The following is a 14,661-nucleotide window of genomic DNA, read 5'->3' on the forward strand; positions in this document are numbered from 1 at the left end:
ACCCGAACACCTCGCAACGTGTATTCCCGAGCCCCTGGGATCTGACGGTCCGTCAGCGCTATCGTGAACCCGAGGTCATCGGGCGGCCACCGAACCATCGGCGCCGACCCATTACATGGCAAGGGGTGGCACATGATCGTCGACTACATCCGCATGCTCGGTGGGGACCGCATCGAACATCCCGGGGGAACCCTGCTCGCCCATCTGAGCAGGGTCGAGGCACTGCTGGAGACCTGGGGCGCCCGCCCCGAACTGCGCAGCGCCGGCCAGTGCCACGCGTTCTACGGCACCGACGGCTTCGCGACCGCGCTGCTCCCACTCGACCGCCGGGCCGAACTCGCCGGCCGGATCGGCGTGGACGCCGAGCGCATCGTGTACTTCTACGCGAGCTGCGACCGGGCCGCCAGCCACGGCACGCTCGTCGACGGCACCTTCCGGGATCGATTCACCGGCCGGACCTACCGGCCCACGGAGGCCGAGCGCCGCGACTTCGCCGAGCTCACCGCGGCCAACGAACTGGATATCGTCAAGATCGACCCGCAGGCCCACGCGCGCTGGGGTGCGGCCCTCCTCGACCTGCTCACCGGCTTCCGCCCGCTGCTCAGCCCCCCCGCGTGGGCCGAGTGCGAACGCGTGCTCGCGAACACGAAGGCCAGCAGCCGGTAGAACCGGCGACCGGATGGTAGTGATGGGGAGCCCGCCGGTCCGGTGTCGGGTCGCCGATCCGACGGGCGAACGGTGTCCAGGGAGAATCATGCGTATCGAACGGCTCGACCATCTCGTGCTGACCGTCGCCGACATCGGCGCCACGATCGACTTCTACGCCGGCGTGCTCGGCATGGAGCCGGTGACGTTCGGCGACGACAGACACGCGCTGCGGTTCGGCGCGGGCAAGATCAACCTGCACCGGGCGGGTGCCGAGTTCGAGCCGAAGGCCCGCGCCGCCACCCCGGGCAGCGCGGACCTGTGCTTCGTCGCCGAACCCCCGCTCACCGCGATCACCGCCGACCTGCTCCGCGCGGGAGTGCCGATCGAGGAGGGGCCGGTGCGGCGGACGGGCGCGCTGGGGCCGATCGACAGCGTGTACGTACGGGATCCGGACGGGAATCTGGTGGAGATCTCGGTGTATCCGGCCGATCAGGAGGCCGGCGGGGTGGTGTGACGCCGGGATCCGGATGCCGAGACCACGTGCGGGGGATCCCGGGCGGCTCGGTGCGGTTCAGCGGCCTTCCGGCGTCGGGCGGTGTTCCACGTACTCGACGATCGTGCCGTCGGGGTGCCGTGCGGTGAGGCCGGCGCCGGTGGGTACGCGGCGCGGCGGTTCGGTGATCTCGGCGCCGGCCGCCGTCAGGCGTTCGAGGTAGGGGGCCAGTTCGGGGACGAGCAGGGTGCCGGTGGTGGACCGGAACCGCTCGACCGTCTCGGCCTCGCCCTCGATCAGCAGGAAGCCGCCGACCGCCGAGAGCGCGATGCCGAACTCCCGGAAGGTGAACCACATGTCGCGCTCGACGCCTTGGAGCTCCTCGTAGAACGCGGTCGCCCGCTCCAGGTCGCCGGGTTCCACGAAGACCCGCAGGAACGCGCGGGGCGTGGCGAGCGTGGACGAGTCGTTGCTGCGGCGCCACATGATGTCGGCGGCGGGGTCGGTTTCGGTGGTCGCTTCGGTCGTCTGTCCGGTTGTTTGTTCGGCAGCCGGTCCGGCAGCCGGTCCGGCAGCCGATCCGGTGGTCGGTCCCGTGGTCGGTCCGGTCGTCGGTCCGGTTGTCGGTTCGGTGGTCATCGGTATCGGGGTCCCTTGGCTGTGTGCCGGGCCGATCGGAGCCGGCGGCGTTCATCGGTACGTCCACCACCCTCGCGGCGTCGCCGCGGCCGGGGCAGGCTCCGGTTCATACGGTGACCAACGGTCATAGGCTGGGCCGATGGCCACCGAGGACGAGCCGGATCGCCGGCGCGAGTTGGGCGGGTTCCTGCGCGCCCATCGCGAACTGCTCACCCCCGAAGCCGTCGGACTGCCCCGATCGCCGCGCCGTCGGACACCGGGTCTGCGCCGCGAGGAGGTCGCCGCGCTGTCCGGGGTCGGAGTGGCGTGGTACACGTGGCTCGAACAGGGCCGGGTGGACACCTCGCGCCAGGTCCTGGAAGCGGTGTCGCGGGCGCTGCGCCTGGACGCCGACGCGCGTCGGCACGTCCTGGAACTCGCCGGTTTCCACGTACCGGCCGGCCCGAGCGCGACCCCGGCCGACGGCCTCCGGGCGATGGTCGAGAGCTGGCCGGCCACCCCGGCGCTGGTGCTGGATCGGGCGCTGGACGTGCTGGCCTGGAACGACGCCTGGCGTGCGACCTGGCCCGACCCGGGCGCGGTGCCGACCGAGCGCCGCAATCTGCTGCTCATGCTGCTGACCGATCCGGCGTACGAGCCGGGGTTCCCCGAGCGGGAGACGGTCGCGCTCGACCTGGTCCGGCACCTGCGCACCCGCCCCGACGACGCGCGCGACCGCGCGGTCACGGCGGACCTGCGCACCGCGCGCCCGGACCTGGCGGCGTGGTGGCACTGCCGCGCGGTGGGCGTGTTCACGGCCCGGACGGTGCGGGTGTGGGGGACGGCGACCCGGGCCGACGGTCGATCGCGGGCGGCGGGTCGCGTACCCGCGTTCCCGCAGGCCGAGCGGTCCGGCGTGGTGGACGGCGGCCGGGCGGGCGAAGGCCGGGATCCGCGAGGTGTGTCGTTGCGGTTCGCGATGTCGCTGCTGATGCCGGCGGAGGCTCCGGAGACCACGGTGCTGGTGTGCACGCCGGCGGACGCGGAGACGATCGCGTACGTGACGGGTGGGTCGACCGAGACGCGACCGGTGGACGCGGTGTCGACGACTCCGGGAGCGCGCGTGGCGGCGACGGGGGCGCGGGGGTAGGCGGATCCACGGCGCCGCGCGTGGGCGGGGCGGGGCGGTGGCGTCCGAGGGCGTGGCCCGGTCAGGCGTGCTCGTCACCCACTTGGCTGAGCCGGTCGTCGCCCAGCCTGTGCTGTACATCGCGGAAGAGGATCGCCAGTAGACCCGCGAGCTGCGTCTGCTGATCGGCGGTGAGCCCGTCGATCAGCTCGGCCTCGCGGGTCAGTACCCGATCCACCGTCGCCTCGACCAACGCGTGCCCCGCCTCGGTCAGTTCGACCTCGACCGACCGGGTTCGACCGGGCCCGGGCCGCCGTACGACCAGCCCCTCGCGCTCGGCGCGGGCGACCCGTTGGGACACGGCGCCCGCCGTGACCAGTGAGCGTCGACCGAGTTCGCGGGTGCCCAACGTGTACGGCGGCCCACTGCGGCGCAGCACGCTGAGCAGGTCCAGCGTCGCGGTGTCCACCCCGGCCCGGGCCAGTACCCGGCGCCGGTCGTCCCCGAGCAACTTGGCCAGGCGCCAGATCGGCGTGACGATCCCGATCGAGGACACCGGAGTCCCGGGCCGCTCCCGCTCCCACGCGGCGGCGATCTCCTCGACGCTGTGTCCGACCCGTTCCTCGCCGTCCCGGAAGCTCGCCGTACTCGCCGACACACCCGCCTCGGTGCCGGCGTCGGGCCGGTCCTCGGGATTCTCGGTTGCCATCGGGCCTCCTTCGGGTGTTACGTTCAGACCTGAATTTAGATCTAAACGAACGACGTGGAGGTCATCCTATGGCACGCAACATCCTCGTCACCGGTGGCGGCACCGGCATCGGGCTCGCGGTCGCTCGGCACTTCGCCGCGCTCGGGGACGCCGTGACGATCACCGGTCGGCGGGCGGAGCCGTTGGCCGTCGCCGCCGAGGAGACCGGCGCCCGGGCGCTGGTGTGCGACCACACCGACCCCGAGGCGCTCACCCGACTGGTGGCCGAACTGCCCGAACGCATCGACGTACTGGTCAACAACGCGGGCGGCAATACCGACTTCGACCACGGCGGGGCCGACGACCTGGCGGCCTTTGCCCGGGCCTTCCGGGCCAACCTGGACGCGAATCTGGTCGGCGCCGCGCTGACCACCCGGGCGGTCGAGGACCGGTTGGCCGCCGGTGGCGCGGTGATCGGCATCGGCTCGATCGCCGCCGACACCGGGTCCGGCTCCTACGGCGCGGCCAAGGCCGGACTGGCCGCCTGGAACGTCGGCTTGGCGGACGCCCTCGGCCCGCGCGACATCACCGCCAACGTGGTGTCCCCCGGCTACATCGCGGACACCGAGTTCTTCCGGGACAACCTCACCGACGAGCGGCGCGGCCGATTGGTCGCCGCGACGTCGGTCCGCCGGGCCGGCTCGCCCGCGGACATCGTGGGCGCCGTCGCGTTCCTCGCCTCGCCCGCCGCCAGGCACGTCACGGGCCAGGTGCTGAACGTCAACGGCGGTGCGTACAAGAGCCGTTGAAGTCGGCGGACTAGGTCGTGGGCGACGGACGACGTGCCGCGCCCGCGATCCGGCCGAGCACCCCGATCGTTCCGGGCGAGCGAATTAAGGAATGTTCGTTCTTGACTGAACGTTCCTCAATGCGTATGGTCGGGATATGGGACGACCACGGGGATTCGACGAGGTCGAAGTGATCCGCTCGGCGGCGCTGCTGTTCGCCGAGCGGACCTATGACGGCACTTCCATCGACACGTTGGTGGCTTGCCTCGGTGTGCATCGCAACAGTCTGTACAAGACGTTCGGCAGCAAGCGCGGGTTGTATCTGGCCGCGCTGCGTCGGTCGGTGGAGCACGACGTGGCGCCGCTGATCGCGCGCGTCGCCGAAGCCGTGGATCCCGTGCAGGCGTTGCGTGCGGCCCTCGCCGCCCCGATCGAAGGGGTCGGCCTGGATCTGCTCCTGCTGGCCGCGATGGAGCGTGCCCCGGTGGACACCGAGGTGGCGCACATCGTGAACGAGGCGTTCGTCGCTTTGGATCGGGCCGCCGCCCATTCGGTGGGTGCCGGCGACCCCGCCGAGTCCGGCATCCTGGCCATGGGGCTCACCTCGGTGATCCTGGGGCTTCGGATGCGGGCCAGGGCCGGTACGACGAGCGCGGATGTCGATCGGGCCGGCGATGCCCTGGCGGAGCGCCTGGAACGGATATGAAACAGCCGACCCAACCCTCGAGCCACTCTCACCCGCAAGGAGCCGGCATGGCGAAAGTCAGTATCGACGGCGGCAGCCTGATCGTGGAGATGGAGGGCCTGGACAAGCTCTGGGCACTCAAGAGCCGACTGACCTTCCCCCTGGGCCACGTTCGCGGTGCGACCGCCGATCCGGGAATCATCAAGGAACGGAAGGGATTCCGCTCGCCCGGCGCACACATTCCGGGCCTGATCACCGCCGGGAGCTACCGGGTGCACGGCGAGCGGATCTTCTGGGACGTGCGTGATGCGGGCAAGGCGGTGGTCATCGAACTGGCCGACGAGCAGTACGCCCGGCTGGTCGTGCAGGTGTCGGACCCGCGGGCGACGGTGGCCCTGATCGAGAGCGCCGTCACGGCGAACTGACGTCCGCGCTACCCGAGTTCGTGGGTGGGCGGGGTGATGTCGCCTCGACGGTCGCGGAACGGGCACTGCCCGGCCCACCCCTGAGGGTCGGACCGGGCAGCGCCGGGTCGGAATACCGGATCACCGGATCACCGGTTCTCATGGGTTCGGCGACACCGGTTCACCGGATCCTCGGCGGGCGCCGGCTCGCGCCCGTCGAGGATGCCGTGCCGCGGGGCCTTGCACCCCTACCGAATCACGGAACTACCAGGTCCAGGACCAGCTGTAGGTGACGCTCAGCGTCACCGACAGGGACAGGGACACCGAGCTGTCCGGGCCGGCGTCCCCGGCGGAGGCGCTCAGGCGCTCCTCGAGGATCGCCTCGGTGGAGGCGTAGTTGGCGTAACCGGCGAACAGATCGCTCATGATGATCACTCCTTGGATCGGGATTTGGATCGGGACGTGTCGCTGCCCGACCGCTGAACTGTGCGAAGCACCCGAATCGCTGCTCGAACCACCCTCGACCGTCCGAACCATCCAGGCTGCCGGGGCCGTTCGAGCTACTTCGATCGCCCGGCGGCGATCGGCGTCAGATGGTCCAGGTGAAGGTGATGCTCCAGGACCACGACGCCGACACCGTGACGGTGATCGACGAGTCCGGGCCGGCGTCCCCGGCGGAGGCGCTCAGGCGCTCCTGGAGGATCGCCTCGGTGGAGGCGTAGTTGGCGTAACCGGCGAACAGATCGCTCATGATGACTTCCTTCGCTCTCGCCCGTTCGGCGGGGTCGCCGACGAACGGCGTTGTCGAACCTGCTGGGTGAACGTGCCGGTGCACGTGCGGACCAAGGCCCGGGCGTCGTACCGCGCGAACCCTCGTCCCGCCCGCCGCGGACTACCGGCGTCCGGGGCAGTTGCCACTGAACCAGTCGAGCGGACTCCGGGACATGACGAGTGTCTGCCGGGAGCGCCCGCGCTCCCGGACGCAGTGGCAGCAACGGCCCGGCAGGTCTCTGCCGGCTGTTGCCGGTTGCCATCGAGATAGCGAATTCCTGTCATCCCGGGGGGTATTGCCGGGTACTTAGAGTGCGGCTCATGAATGCAACCGAGCAGGTAGCCCCTGCGACCCGGAGCAGTGGCCGGGTCATCCAGGCGGCCCCACTGGAGTCCCCGGACGAGTTCGTACGCGCGGTCGCCGCGTTGAGCGGCGCCGAACCCCTCGTCGCGGACATGCAGGGCTATGTGGGTCGCAACGACAACTGGCGGGTGCCCACCGCCGACGCCGGCGATCTCTTCGTGAAGCGGCTGCGCGGCGACCGACGCCAGGTGCAGGCCCGGATGAGCCGCCTGCTGGCCTACCAGGACGTCATCGCCGCCCACCCCCAACGCGAGGCGGCCACACCACGCTTCCACGGAGCCGACCGCGAGCAGTCGCTGTTGGTGTTCGATCACCTGCCCGAGTCGCGTGCCGCCTCGGACCTGCTCGCCGGCGACGAGTTCACCGTCGAACTCGCCCACCGACTCGGTCGGGTCCTCGCCGAGATCCACCGACTACCCAAGATTCCCCTGGACATCGAGGAGATCGTCGAGGGCAAGGCACTGACCGCCTTCTACGCGCTCTCCTCCGACGACTACGCGAACTGCAGCGGCGGGGAGGTGGAGGCGTGGGCGATGCTCCAGCACGACCGGGAACTCGTCCGGGCCCTGGAGCGATTGCGGGACATGACCGCGGACGCGCCCACCGCGGCCACCCACTGCGACATCAGGCTCGACCAGTTCCTGCTGGCCGGCGACGACGTCCACGTGATCGACTGGGAGGAGTTCCGATACTCCGACCCGGCACGTGACGTCGGCGGATTCGTCGGCGAGTTCCTGCACCACTGCGCGGCAAGGATGTTCGCCGAACTCGATGTCGAGGCGGGCCTGTCCCCGGGCGCGGCCCACGACGCCATCCTGGCCCACGGTGAACGTCAACTGGAGAAGATCCAGGGCCACATCGCCCGGTTCTGGGCGGGATACCGGGAACTCGCCGAGATCGACGACGGGCTGGCCGTACGCGCGACCGGATACGCGGGCTGGCACTTCTTCGACCGCCTGCTCGCCGGCGCGGTGCACGGAGCGAAGCTCACCGCGGCGGAACGCGGCATGGCGGGCATCGGTCGCAACGCCCTCACCCACCCCGAACGTTTCGCACCCTCCATCGGACTCGACCGAGGCGTGATCTGATGCCCACCACGTACACCCGACTGCACGCATCCCTGGCACACGCCGTCGACGCCCTGGGCATCGACCCCGAGCAGGGCACCGTCACGGTCGGCGACGAGACCATCTCCTACGACAGCGAACTGCACCTGCGCCGGGATCTCTCCGCCGCGTTGTATCGACACTGGCATTCCGGCTCCGGCAGGCGCACAGAGGCGCGTGACGTACGTCGTGACCATCCCTTCGAGGAACTGCTCCGCGAGGCGACCCCGCACCGCACCAGCAGGACCGAGGCCGTGGTGCGATCGGGCCTCCTGGACGGCCCGCTCGGCCGGCACGTGCTGTTCGACGTGGGCCGGGTGCGGCTGCGGATCCCCGAGGACGAGGGACCTCGCCCGCTACCGGGGATCGGCACCGTCACCGCGCTCGAACTACCGGCCGTACGCCCGGCGTTGTCCCCGGGATTCTTCCTCGTCAACGGCTCGGTGGGCGGACCCGCGGTCGCCGGACACGTCCTTCGGCTCTACCTGCATCTGGACGAGTCCGCGACCGCGCCCACCGTATGGCAGGCAGTACTCACCCACCTGGAGTCGCGGTCGGTGGCCTACCGGGCCAAGATCCTGGCCAAGGCGGCCGGATATCCCCGGCGGGACGCGATCGTGCTCTACCTGGGACCGGACGCGTGGTCCGCGGTCGACGGCGTCGTCGAGGCCGTCCGGCATCTGCCCGGACTGCGCTCCGACTACTCGGTGTTGACCGCGCCGATCACCGGCGGGGTCTCCTATGCCTGGGATCCCCGGGACTCGCGGATCGGCTGGGACCGGATGAGCTTCGGCCAACACCGCACGGCGGCGATCGCCGCCGCGGTCGCCGCGCACGTGTACGCGGGCGCGGATCTGCACACGGCCGTCGCCGACGCGCTGATCGAATCCGGCGCCGAACCGCTCGCGCCGTACCGCAACGGCGACAGTCCCCAGTGGCGTCCCTCGACCGCCGAGGAGGTCGGCTGATGGCACACCGGGTATCCTTCATGTTCCCCCAGCAACCCACCGACCCCGACGCCATCGTGCCGTTCGGCCGACTGGTCCAGGACATCGGGGCAGAGCGGCTGTGGCTGGGCCAGTCGCTGCGCATCGAGTCCCACCCGGCCCTGGCCTACCTCGCGGGCACCGGCTGCCGGATCTCGGTGGGGATGGCGGTCGCCCTGATGGTCTTGCGCCACCCCTACGACGCGGCGCTCCAGGCGCGTTCGCTGGCCCGGCTGATGGGCAAGCCCGTCGCCATCGGCTACGGCGCCGCCTACCCGGCGTACGTGCGCAGCGTCCAGGGCGAGGCCTATACCAAACCCGCCGCCGCGGTGGGGGAGTTCGTGGACGTCGCGCGCAGGTTGGCCAACAACGAGGCCGTGGCGCACGACGGCGACCTGTTCTCCGTACACACCCGGCTGCCGCCGATGGACACGCCGAAGGTGGAGATGGGCACGGGTGTGCTGCGCCCCGCGATGGCCCGCGTCGCGGGCCGCACCAGCGACCTGGCGATGACGTGGCTCACCCCGGTGAACTACATCCGGGACGTGGTGATGCCGGCGGTGGCTCGCGGAGCCGAGGGTGTGCAGGCCCCGCCGCGGATCGTCTCGGTCGTGCACGCCGGCGTCGAGCGCCCCGGACGCAACCCCAACCTGCTCGCGCAGCACGGCAGCATCAGCCACCTCCAGGCCGACCACTACACCGACATGCTCCGCCAGGCCGGTCTGGACGTGCACGCCTCCGACCCGGTCTCCGGCGCGCGGGAGTTGGTCCAGGCCGGCGTCTACGTGTACGGCGACGCGGCGCACATCGCCGCGGAGATCGCCAAGTATCACGCGATCGGTGTGGACGAGGTGGTCGTCAATCCCACGTCGGTGAGCAACATGTACGGCCTGCGGGCCGCCATCGACGACCTCACCGACATCTTCGCCGCACTGGACACACTCGATTCCTCCCCTCGCCAGGAAGGAGACCGGGATGCGCAGCCGCAGTCAGTCGCCGTCGCTGCGGCTGTTGATCGCGTCGGTTGATCGCCGCCGGGCGCGGCTGATCGCCGCCGTTCTGCTGGCGCTGGTGTCGGCGGCGTCGGGGATCGTCGCACCCCTGTTGATCTCGCGACTGATCACCGCGATGAGTCGGCACACCGGGCTGGTGCCGATCGTGCTCGAACTCGCCGCGTGCGTGCTGGCCGGTGCGTTCGCCGGCGGCTGGTCCGCCTATCTGCTCAGCTCCGTCGGCGAACGCGCGGTCGCCGAAATGCGGATCGCACTCGCTCGGCACACCGTGCGGCTGCCGCTGGCGCGGATTCGCCGACTGGGCACCGGTGAGGTGGTGTCGCGGATCGGCGGCGACGCCGCGCAGTTGCGGGCGCTCACCGACACCGGCGTCACCGCCCTGCCGGTCTCGTTCGTCATGGTGGTCGCCTACCTCATCGTGATGGCCATTCTCGACTGGGCGCTGCTGCTCGTTGCCGTCGGCACCTTCGCCGTGGCCTCGATCGCCATCCGCGCCTTCCTGGTGGGCATGCGCAAGGGCGCGCAACAACAGCAGGTGGCGCTGGGCCGACTCGCCCAGACCGCGCAGTCGGTGTTCATGATCGCCTCCACCGTCAAGGCGTTCCGGGCCGAGGACCGCGCCGTGGCGCCGCTGGAACGACAGGCCGACGAGGCCGCCGCCGCGGCGACCCGCTCGGCCCGCTCGCAGGCCGCGATCAGCCCGCTGATGGGGCTCGGTCAGCAGATCGCCATCGTGGGTGTGCTCGCCACCGGCGGGGCCCGGATGACGTCCGGGACGGTGAGTGTCGCCGACTTCGTGGCGTTCCTGATGTACCTGTTCCAGCTGGTGAACCCGCTGATGACGCTCGCGCAGGGCGCCGGGCGCATCCAGGTCGGCAAGGCCGCGCTCGCCCGCCTCGACGAGGTGTTGGGCGCCGAGACCGAACCGCTGGACAGCGGCCGGATCCCCGAGATTCGCCGGGACGCCCCCGCGCTGCGGCTGCTGGACGTGGACGTCGTCCTGTCCGGGAACCGGGTGCTGAAGCAGGTGTCCCTGGAGGTTCCGCGCACCGGCGTGCTGGCGCTGGTGGGCCCCTCGGGAGCAGGCAAGAGTACGGTCCTCAACGTCATCGAGCGCTTCGTCGAACCGGTCGGCGGGCATGTCGAACTCCTGGGCACGGCACTGCGCACGTGGCCGCTCACCGAGGCCCGGCGCCGCATCGCGCTGGTCGAGCAGGCGGGCACGATCCTGCACGCGACCATCCGGGAGAACCTGTGCCTGGGCCGCAACGACCGTCCCTCGGACGAGGAGTTGTTCGCCGCGCTGGGCGCGATCGGCCTGGACGAGGTGGTCCGGGCGATGCCGGCCGGCCTCGAATCCGTGCTCGGTGAGGAAGTCCAGGTCTCCGGCGGGGAGTTGCAACGGCTGGCCATCGCAAGGGCGTTGCTCACCGAGGCGGAGATCCTGCTGATGGACGAGCCGAGCGCGCATCTGGACGGTGGCAACGAGGCACGCCTGGTCGAACTGCTGCAACGCCTGGGCCGCGACCGGGCGGTACTGGTGGTGGCGCACCGCATGTCGACGGTCGCCGCGGCACGCTCGATCGTCGTCATGGACGCGGGACGTGTGGTGGGCGTGGGGGACCACGCGACCCTGTCGGCCACGTGCGCGGCCTACCAGGCGCTGGCCCGGACCTCGGGGGAAGCCGAGGCCGAGGCCGATCCGACACCGTTGTCGACGCAGCCGGCCTGAACGAGGGATGACATGCCCATCGCCGCGATCGCGCCATTGCTCCTCCTCGGAGTCGCATTTGTCGGGTACTGCCTCCACGACCTGGCCCGAGGTGATGGGCCGCGGCACTTGCCCAAGTGGGTGTGGGGCGTCGTCATCCTCTTCTCGATCCCCCTGGGAGGCATCGTGTATCTGCTGTGGGGCCGCTCGCCGTCGGTGCCCGCGGGCGGTGGCGATGCCTGAGTCGCAGGCATTGCGCCGGCCGGGTCCCACGGCCCAGGCACCTCCCGAACTGCGGCCGGCCGTCGTCTTCCACGCTCTGGTCAAGCGTTACCGCGGTGACGTGGGCGTACGCGGGGTCGACCTCGAAATCGCCGGCCGGCAGGTGTTCGCACTGGTGGGGCCCAACGGCGCCGGCAAGACCACCCTGCTGAACCTGCTGTGCGACCTGATCGAGCCCGACGCCGGCACGGTCACCGTGACGGGCCGGCCGGCGCTGTGCCCCGATGCCGCCGAGTTCGAGCCCTGGCTCACCGGCTCCGAGGTGGTGCGGCAGTCGTTCGCACTGGCCCGCCCGGGCGAGCGACTCGACCCGGGTCGGTACGACGAGGTCGTCGACGGCACCGGCGTGCGTGCGTTCGCCCGGCGGCGCTGCGGCGGCTACTCGCGCGGCATGACCCAACGCCTGGGCATCGCCGCCGCCCTGATCCTGGACCCCGATGTCCTGGTGCTGGACGAGCCCACCAGCGCGCTCGACCCGGTCGCCCGCGCCGACATGTTGTCGCTGATCCGCCGGCTCGGGACGCGTCGCACCGTGGTGTTGTCCAGTCACACCCTCGCCGACGTGCAGCGCGTCGCCGACACCATCGCCGTCATGGACGCCGGACGGCTGCTGTTCACCGGCCCGCCCCGGGTCCTGATCGACGAACACCTGCGCCCCGCATGGCGGGTGACCCTCACCCACGACGCCGGGCCGGTGGTCGGGGTGCTGTCCGGGCACGCCGCGGTGCGGGATGTGCGCCGACGCGGGGTCGACGAGTTCGACATCGAGTTCCGCACCGTCGCCAAGGGTGCGGAACTCCTGGTGGGGCTGCTGGCCGAGGTCGGCGCGCGGGTGTCGAGTCTGGTGCCCGTCGACGCCGATCTCGAATCGGCGTTCCTCGCACTGACCGGCCGCGATCGACGGCGGGAGGACGAACGGTGAACGGGTTGTCCCCGTGGCGGGTGGAGGTCCTGCGGATCACCCGCACCCGCCGACTGCTCGCACTGGCGTTCCTGTATCTGTTCCTGGGCGCGAGCGGACCGCTCACGGCCCGGTACGCGCGAGCGATCTTCGCGCGCCTGTCGGACGGTTCGACGGTGACCGTCACGGTCGCCGATCCCGTCCCGGCCGACGGGATCCTGGGCTTCCAGCGGAGCGCGATGCAACTGGGCCTGGTCGCCTGTGTCGTGGTCACGGCCCTGGCCGTCTGCCTGGACGCGCGCCCTCCGCTCTCGGTCTTCTACCGCACCAGGGCCCCGGTGAGTCGCGTGCTCGTGCCACGACTGGCGATCACGCTGCTGACCACCGGCGCGACCTACAGCCTCGGCTTCCTGTTCGCGTGGTACGAGACCTGGGCCCTGCTGGGCGCGCCCGACCCGTCCGCGACCGTGCGGACGTGGGGCCTGGGCCTGGCCTACACGTCCTTCGGCGTCATCCTGGCGTTCATCGCCTCCGCCCGGTTCGGCAGCGCGCTCGGTACGGCGGGTGCGACCATCGCCGCGGTGTTGCTGATGCCGGTCCTGGGCGGGGTACGGGCGCTGTCCCACTGGGTGCCCTCCCGGTTGACCACACTGCCGAGCGATCTGTACGGCAAGCCCGCGCCCGACTCCGCGCTGCCCGCGCTCGCCGTGGCCGCGACCGTCGCCGCGATCGGCGTGCCGCTCGCGCTGCGGCTGACCGCCCGCCGGCGAGGTGTGCGATGACCGCGCCGGCCCGGACGGACCTGCCCTTCGAGGTGTTACGACGTCGCGTCGCTCGGGGCGTGACGGTCGTCGTCCGCCCGGATCCGGGACTGGGGTTCGTCGCCGTGAACGTGTGGCACGGCGTGGGCTCGTTGCACGACCCGCCGGGCAGATCGGGTCTGGCGCACGTCGTCGAGCACATCCTGTTCGGGGCCGCCGGGGACGATGCGGCGGTCACCCACCGGGGCGAATCCGCCAACGCCACCACCGCCTTCGAGCGCACCGTGTACGTGGGCACCGGATCGCCCGACGCGCTGCCGACCCTGCTCGACCAGGCGGTGCGGCGACTGCGACCGCGCACCGAGGAGTTGACCGCCTCGGCGCTGGACCGGCACTGCCGGGTGGTGCTGGAGGAGATCCGTCAGCGTGAGGAATCGGCCGCCTTCGGGTCCGGGGCACGGCGTGGTCTGCGGCTGCTCTTCGGCCCGGACCACGCCTTCGGCCTGCCGCCGATGGGACGGCCGGGGGAGATCGCCGCGATCACGCCCGACGACGTCGAGGAGTTCGTCGAGGACGCCTACGCGAGAGCACCGGTGATCGTGACGATCGTCGGCTCGGTCGAACCGGAGTACGCGCTCGACCTGGCCGGCCGCCGGCTCGCCGGGTTGGCGAGCGAACGCCGCTCGCCGGATCACACCCCCGTGGGGCCCGCCGGTATCGCGGGGCCGCGCCGCGAGGACGTCCGGGAGGGTTCGCCCACCGCCCTGTTGCGGTACACGTTCGCGCTGCCTCCCGAGGGCGAGCGCCTGGCCGTGGCCGCGGAGGTGACCATGGCCGCCCTGGCCGGCTCGGCCTGGTCGCTGCTGGACGCCGAACTCGTCCGCGAGCACCGCGTCGTGGGCGCGGTGGCCCAACACGTGCGCTGCGGGACCGGCTCCTCCATCGGCCTGGTCAAGGTCTCGGTGCCGGCCGGCGTCGACCTGGATCGCCTCGATCAAGACCTCACCGCGCGCTGGACCGCCCCGGCCCGCGAGGGCCTCGACGAGGGCGTGTTGCAGGCGGCTCGCGCACGGCGCGGCAAGGAGTACCTGGCCGTGCTGAGCCGGGCCCGCTCCTGCGCCGAGGAGTTGTGCCACCGGGAGGCGTGGGAGCGCGACGCGACGCGGCCGATGCGGCGACTGCGGGCGATCCACGAGGTGCGGGCCGAAGACGTGGCGCGGATCGCGTCGCGGCATCTGAGCGAACCGGCGCTGGTGGCCTTCCACGCCGAGGACCCCCGGGGGACGTCATGGATCGTGTGAAGGCGGCACATC

At 71.5% G+C, this 14,661-nt stretch carries 18 protein-coding genes; 14 read left to right on the forward strand and 4 right to left on the reverse strand.

Annotated features, from left to right (window positions below):
- The first annotated feature begins 132 nt into the window (after window positions 1-132).
- Both OG948_RS31460 and OG948_RS31465 read left to right on the forward strand, forming a co-directional pair.
- Window positions 133-666, forward strand: a complete 534-nt coding sequence (locus OG948_RS31460; protein WP_406299687.1) for a DUF6817 domain-containing protein — start codon at window positions 133-135, stop codon at window positions 664-666.
- An 88-nt stretch (window positions 667-754) separates the two neighbouring features.
- The gene (locus OG948_RS31465) at window positions 755-1,162 is read left to right on the forward strand and encodes a VOC family protein (RefSeq protein WP_406299688.1); all 408 of its coding nucleotides are present in this window, start codon (window positions 755-757) and stop codon (window positions 1,160-1,162) included.
- A 57-nt stretch (window positions 1,163-1,219) separates the two neighbouring features.
- On the opposite strand, the gene OG948_RS31470 is transcribed toward OG948_RS31465, so the two are convergent.
- Window positions 1,220-1,780 (reverse strand): VOC family protein, encoded by a 561-nt coding sequence (locus OG948_RS31470; RefSeq protein WP_406299689.1) that lies wholly within the window; start codon window positions 1,778-1,780, stop codon window positions 1,220-1,222.
- A 139-nt stretch (window positions 1,781-1,919) separates the two neighbouring features.
- Here OG948_RS31470 and OG948_RS31475 point away from each other — a divergent pair, with 139 nt between their 5' ends.
- A complete protein-coding gene (locus tag OG948_RS31475) occupies window positions 1,920-2,909 on the forward strand; it encodes a helix-turn-helix domain-containing protein (protein ID WP_406299690.1) in 990 nt (329 codons plus the stop codon).
- A 61-nt stretch (window positions 2,910-2,970) separates the two neighbouring features.
- Here the strand turns inward: OG948_RS31475 and OG948_RS31480 are convergent, their stop codons facing one another.
- Window positions 2,971-3,597, reverse strand: coding sequence for a MarR family winged helix-turn-helix transcriptional regulator (locus OG948_RS31480; protein ID WP_406299691.1), 627 nt, complete (start codon window positions 3,595-3,597; stop codon window positions 2,971-2,973).
- A gap of 68 nt (window positions 3,598-3,665) precedes the next feature.
- Here OG948_RS31480 and OG948_RS31485 point away from each other — a divergent pair, with 68 nt between their 5' ends.
- From OG948_RS31485 to OG948_RS31495, 3 genes are all read left to right on the forward strand, one after another.
- Window positions 3,666-4,385: an SDR family NAD(P)-dependent oxidoreductase gene (locus OG948_RS31485; RefSeq protein ID WP_406299692.1), complete on the forward strand. Its 720-nt coding sequence runs from the start codon at window positions 3,666-3,668 to the stop codon at window positions 4,383-4,385.
- A gap of 136 nt (window positions 4,386-4,521) precedes the next feature.
- Window positions 4,522-5,070 carry a TetR/AcrR family transcriptional regulator gene (locus OG948_RS31490; RefSeq protein WP_406299693.1) on the forward strand — a complete coding sequence of 183 codons (549 nt, stop codon included), beginning with the start codon at window positions 4,522-4,524 and terminating at the stop codon, window positions 5,068-5,070.
- A 47-nt stretch (window positions 5,071-5,117) separates the two neighbouring features.
- Window positions 5,118-5,474, forward strand: coding sequence for a hypothetical protein (locus OG948_RS31495; RefSeq protein ID WP_406299694.1), 357 nt, complete (start codon window positions 5,118-5,120; stop codon window positions 5,472-5,474).
- 243 nt (window positions 5,475-5,717) lie between these two features.
- On the opposite strand, the gene OG948_RS31500 is transcribed toward OG948_RS31495, so the two are convergent.
- The gene (locus OG948_RS31500; protein WP_406299695.1) at window positions 5,718-5,879 is read right to left on the reverse strand and encodes a hypothetical protein; all 162 of its coding nucleotides are present in this window, start codon (window positions 5,877-5,879) and stop codon (window positions 5,718-5,720) included.
- A 163-nt stretch (window positions 5,880-6,042) separates the two neighbouring features.
- Window positions 6,043-6,204, reverse strand: coding sequence for a hypothetical protein (locus tag OG948_RS31505; protein ID WP_406299696.1), 162 nt, complete (start codon window positions 6,202-6,204; stop codon window positions 6,043-6,045).
- Window positions 6,205-6,545: 341 nt separating this feature from the next.
- Between OG948_RS31505 and lxmK the strand changes: the two genes are divergently transcribed.
- Genes lxmK through OG948_RS31545 form a run of 8 tightly spaced genes read left to right on the forward strand, consistent with a single transcriptional unit; the run spans window position 6,546 to window position 14,649 of the window.
- Entirely contained in the window at window positions 6,546-7,676 is a 1,131-nt protein-coding gene (gene lxmK / locus OG948_RS31510; RefSeq protein WP_406299697.1) for a class V lanthionine synthetase subunit LxmK, read from the forward strand.
- A complete protein-coding gene (locus OG948_RS31515; protein WP_406299698.1) occupies window positions 7,676-8,662 on the forward strand; it encodes a T3SS effector HopA1 family protein in 987 nt (328 codons plus the stop codon). The genes lxmK and OG948_RS31515 overlap by 1 nt, the downstream gene beginning before the upstream one ends.
- On the forward strand, window positions 8,662-9,708 hold the full coding sequence (locus tag OG948_RS31520) for an LLM class flavin-dependent oxidoreductase (RefSeq protein WP_406299699.1): 1,047 nt from the start codon (window positions 8,662-8,664) through the stop codon (window positions 9,706-9,708). The genes OG948_RS31515 and OG948_RS31520 overlap by 1 nt, the downstream gene beginning before the upstream one ends.
- Window positions 9,656-11,425 (forward strand): ABC transporter ATP-binding protein, encoded by a 1,770-nt coding sequence (locus OG948_RS31525; protein ID WP_406299700.1) that lies wholly within the window; start codon window positions 9,656-9,658, stop codon window positions 11,423-11,425. Before OG948_RS31520 ends, OG948_RS31525 begins: the two co-directional genes overlap by 53 nt.
- Window positions 11,426-11,437: 12 nt before the next feature.
- Window positions 11,438-11,647, forward strand: coding sequence for a PLDc N-terminal domain-containing protein (locus tag OG948_RS31530; RefSeq protein ID WP_406299701.1), 210 nt, complete (start codon window positions 11,438-11,440; stop codon window positions 11,645-11,647).
- Complete coding sequence (locus tag OG948_RS31535) at window positions 11,640-12,608, forward strand: ABC transporter ATP-binding protein (protein ID WP_406299702.1); 969 nt, start codon at window positions 11,640-11,642, stop codon at window positions 12,606-12,608. Before OG948_RS31530 ends, OG948_RS31535 begins: the two co-directional genes overlap by 8 nt.
- The gene (locus OG948_RS31540) at window positions 12,605-13,369 is read left to right on the forward strand and encodes a hypothetical protein (protein WP_406299703.1); all 765 of its coding nucleotides are present in this window, start codon (window positions 12,605-12,607) and stop codon (window positions 13,367-13,369) included. Before OG948_RS31535 ends, OG948_RS31540 begins: the two co-directional genes overlap by 4 nt.
- A gap of 59 nt (window positions 13,370-13,428) precedes the next feature.
- Window positions 13,429-14,649 carry a M16 family metallopeptidase gene (locus tag OG948_RS31545; RefSeq protein WP_406299704.1) on the forward strand — a complete coding sequence of 407 codons (1,221 nt, stop codon included), beginning with the start codon at window positions 13,429-13,431 and terminating at the stop codon, window positions 14,647-14,649.
- The last annotated feature ends 12 nt before the right edge of the window (window positions 14,650-14,661 follow it).

Source organism: Embleya sp. NBC_00888 (genome assembly GCF_045207655.1).
Taxonomy (GTDB): domain Bacteria; phylum Actinomycetota; class Actinomycetes; order Streptomycetales; family Streptomycetaceae; genus Embleya.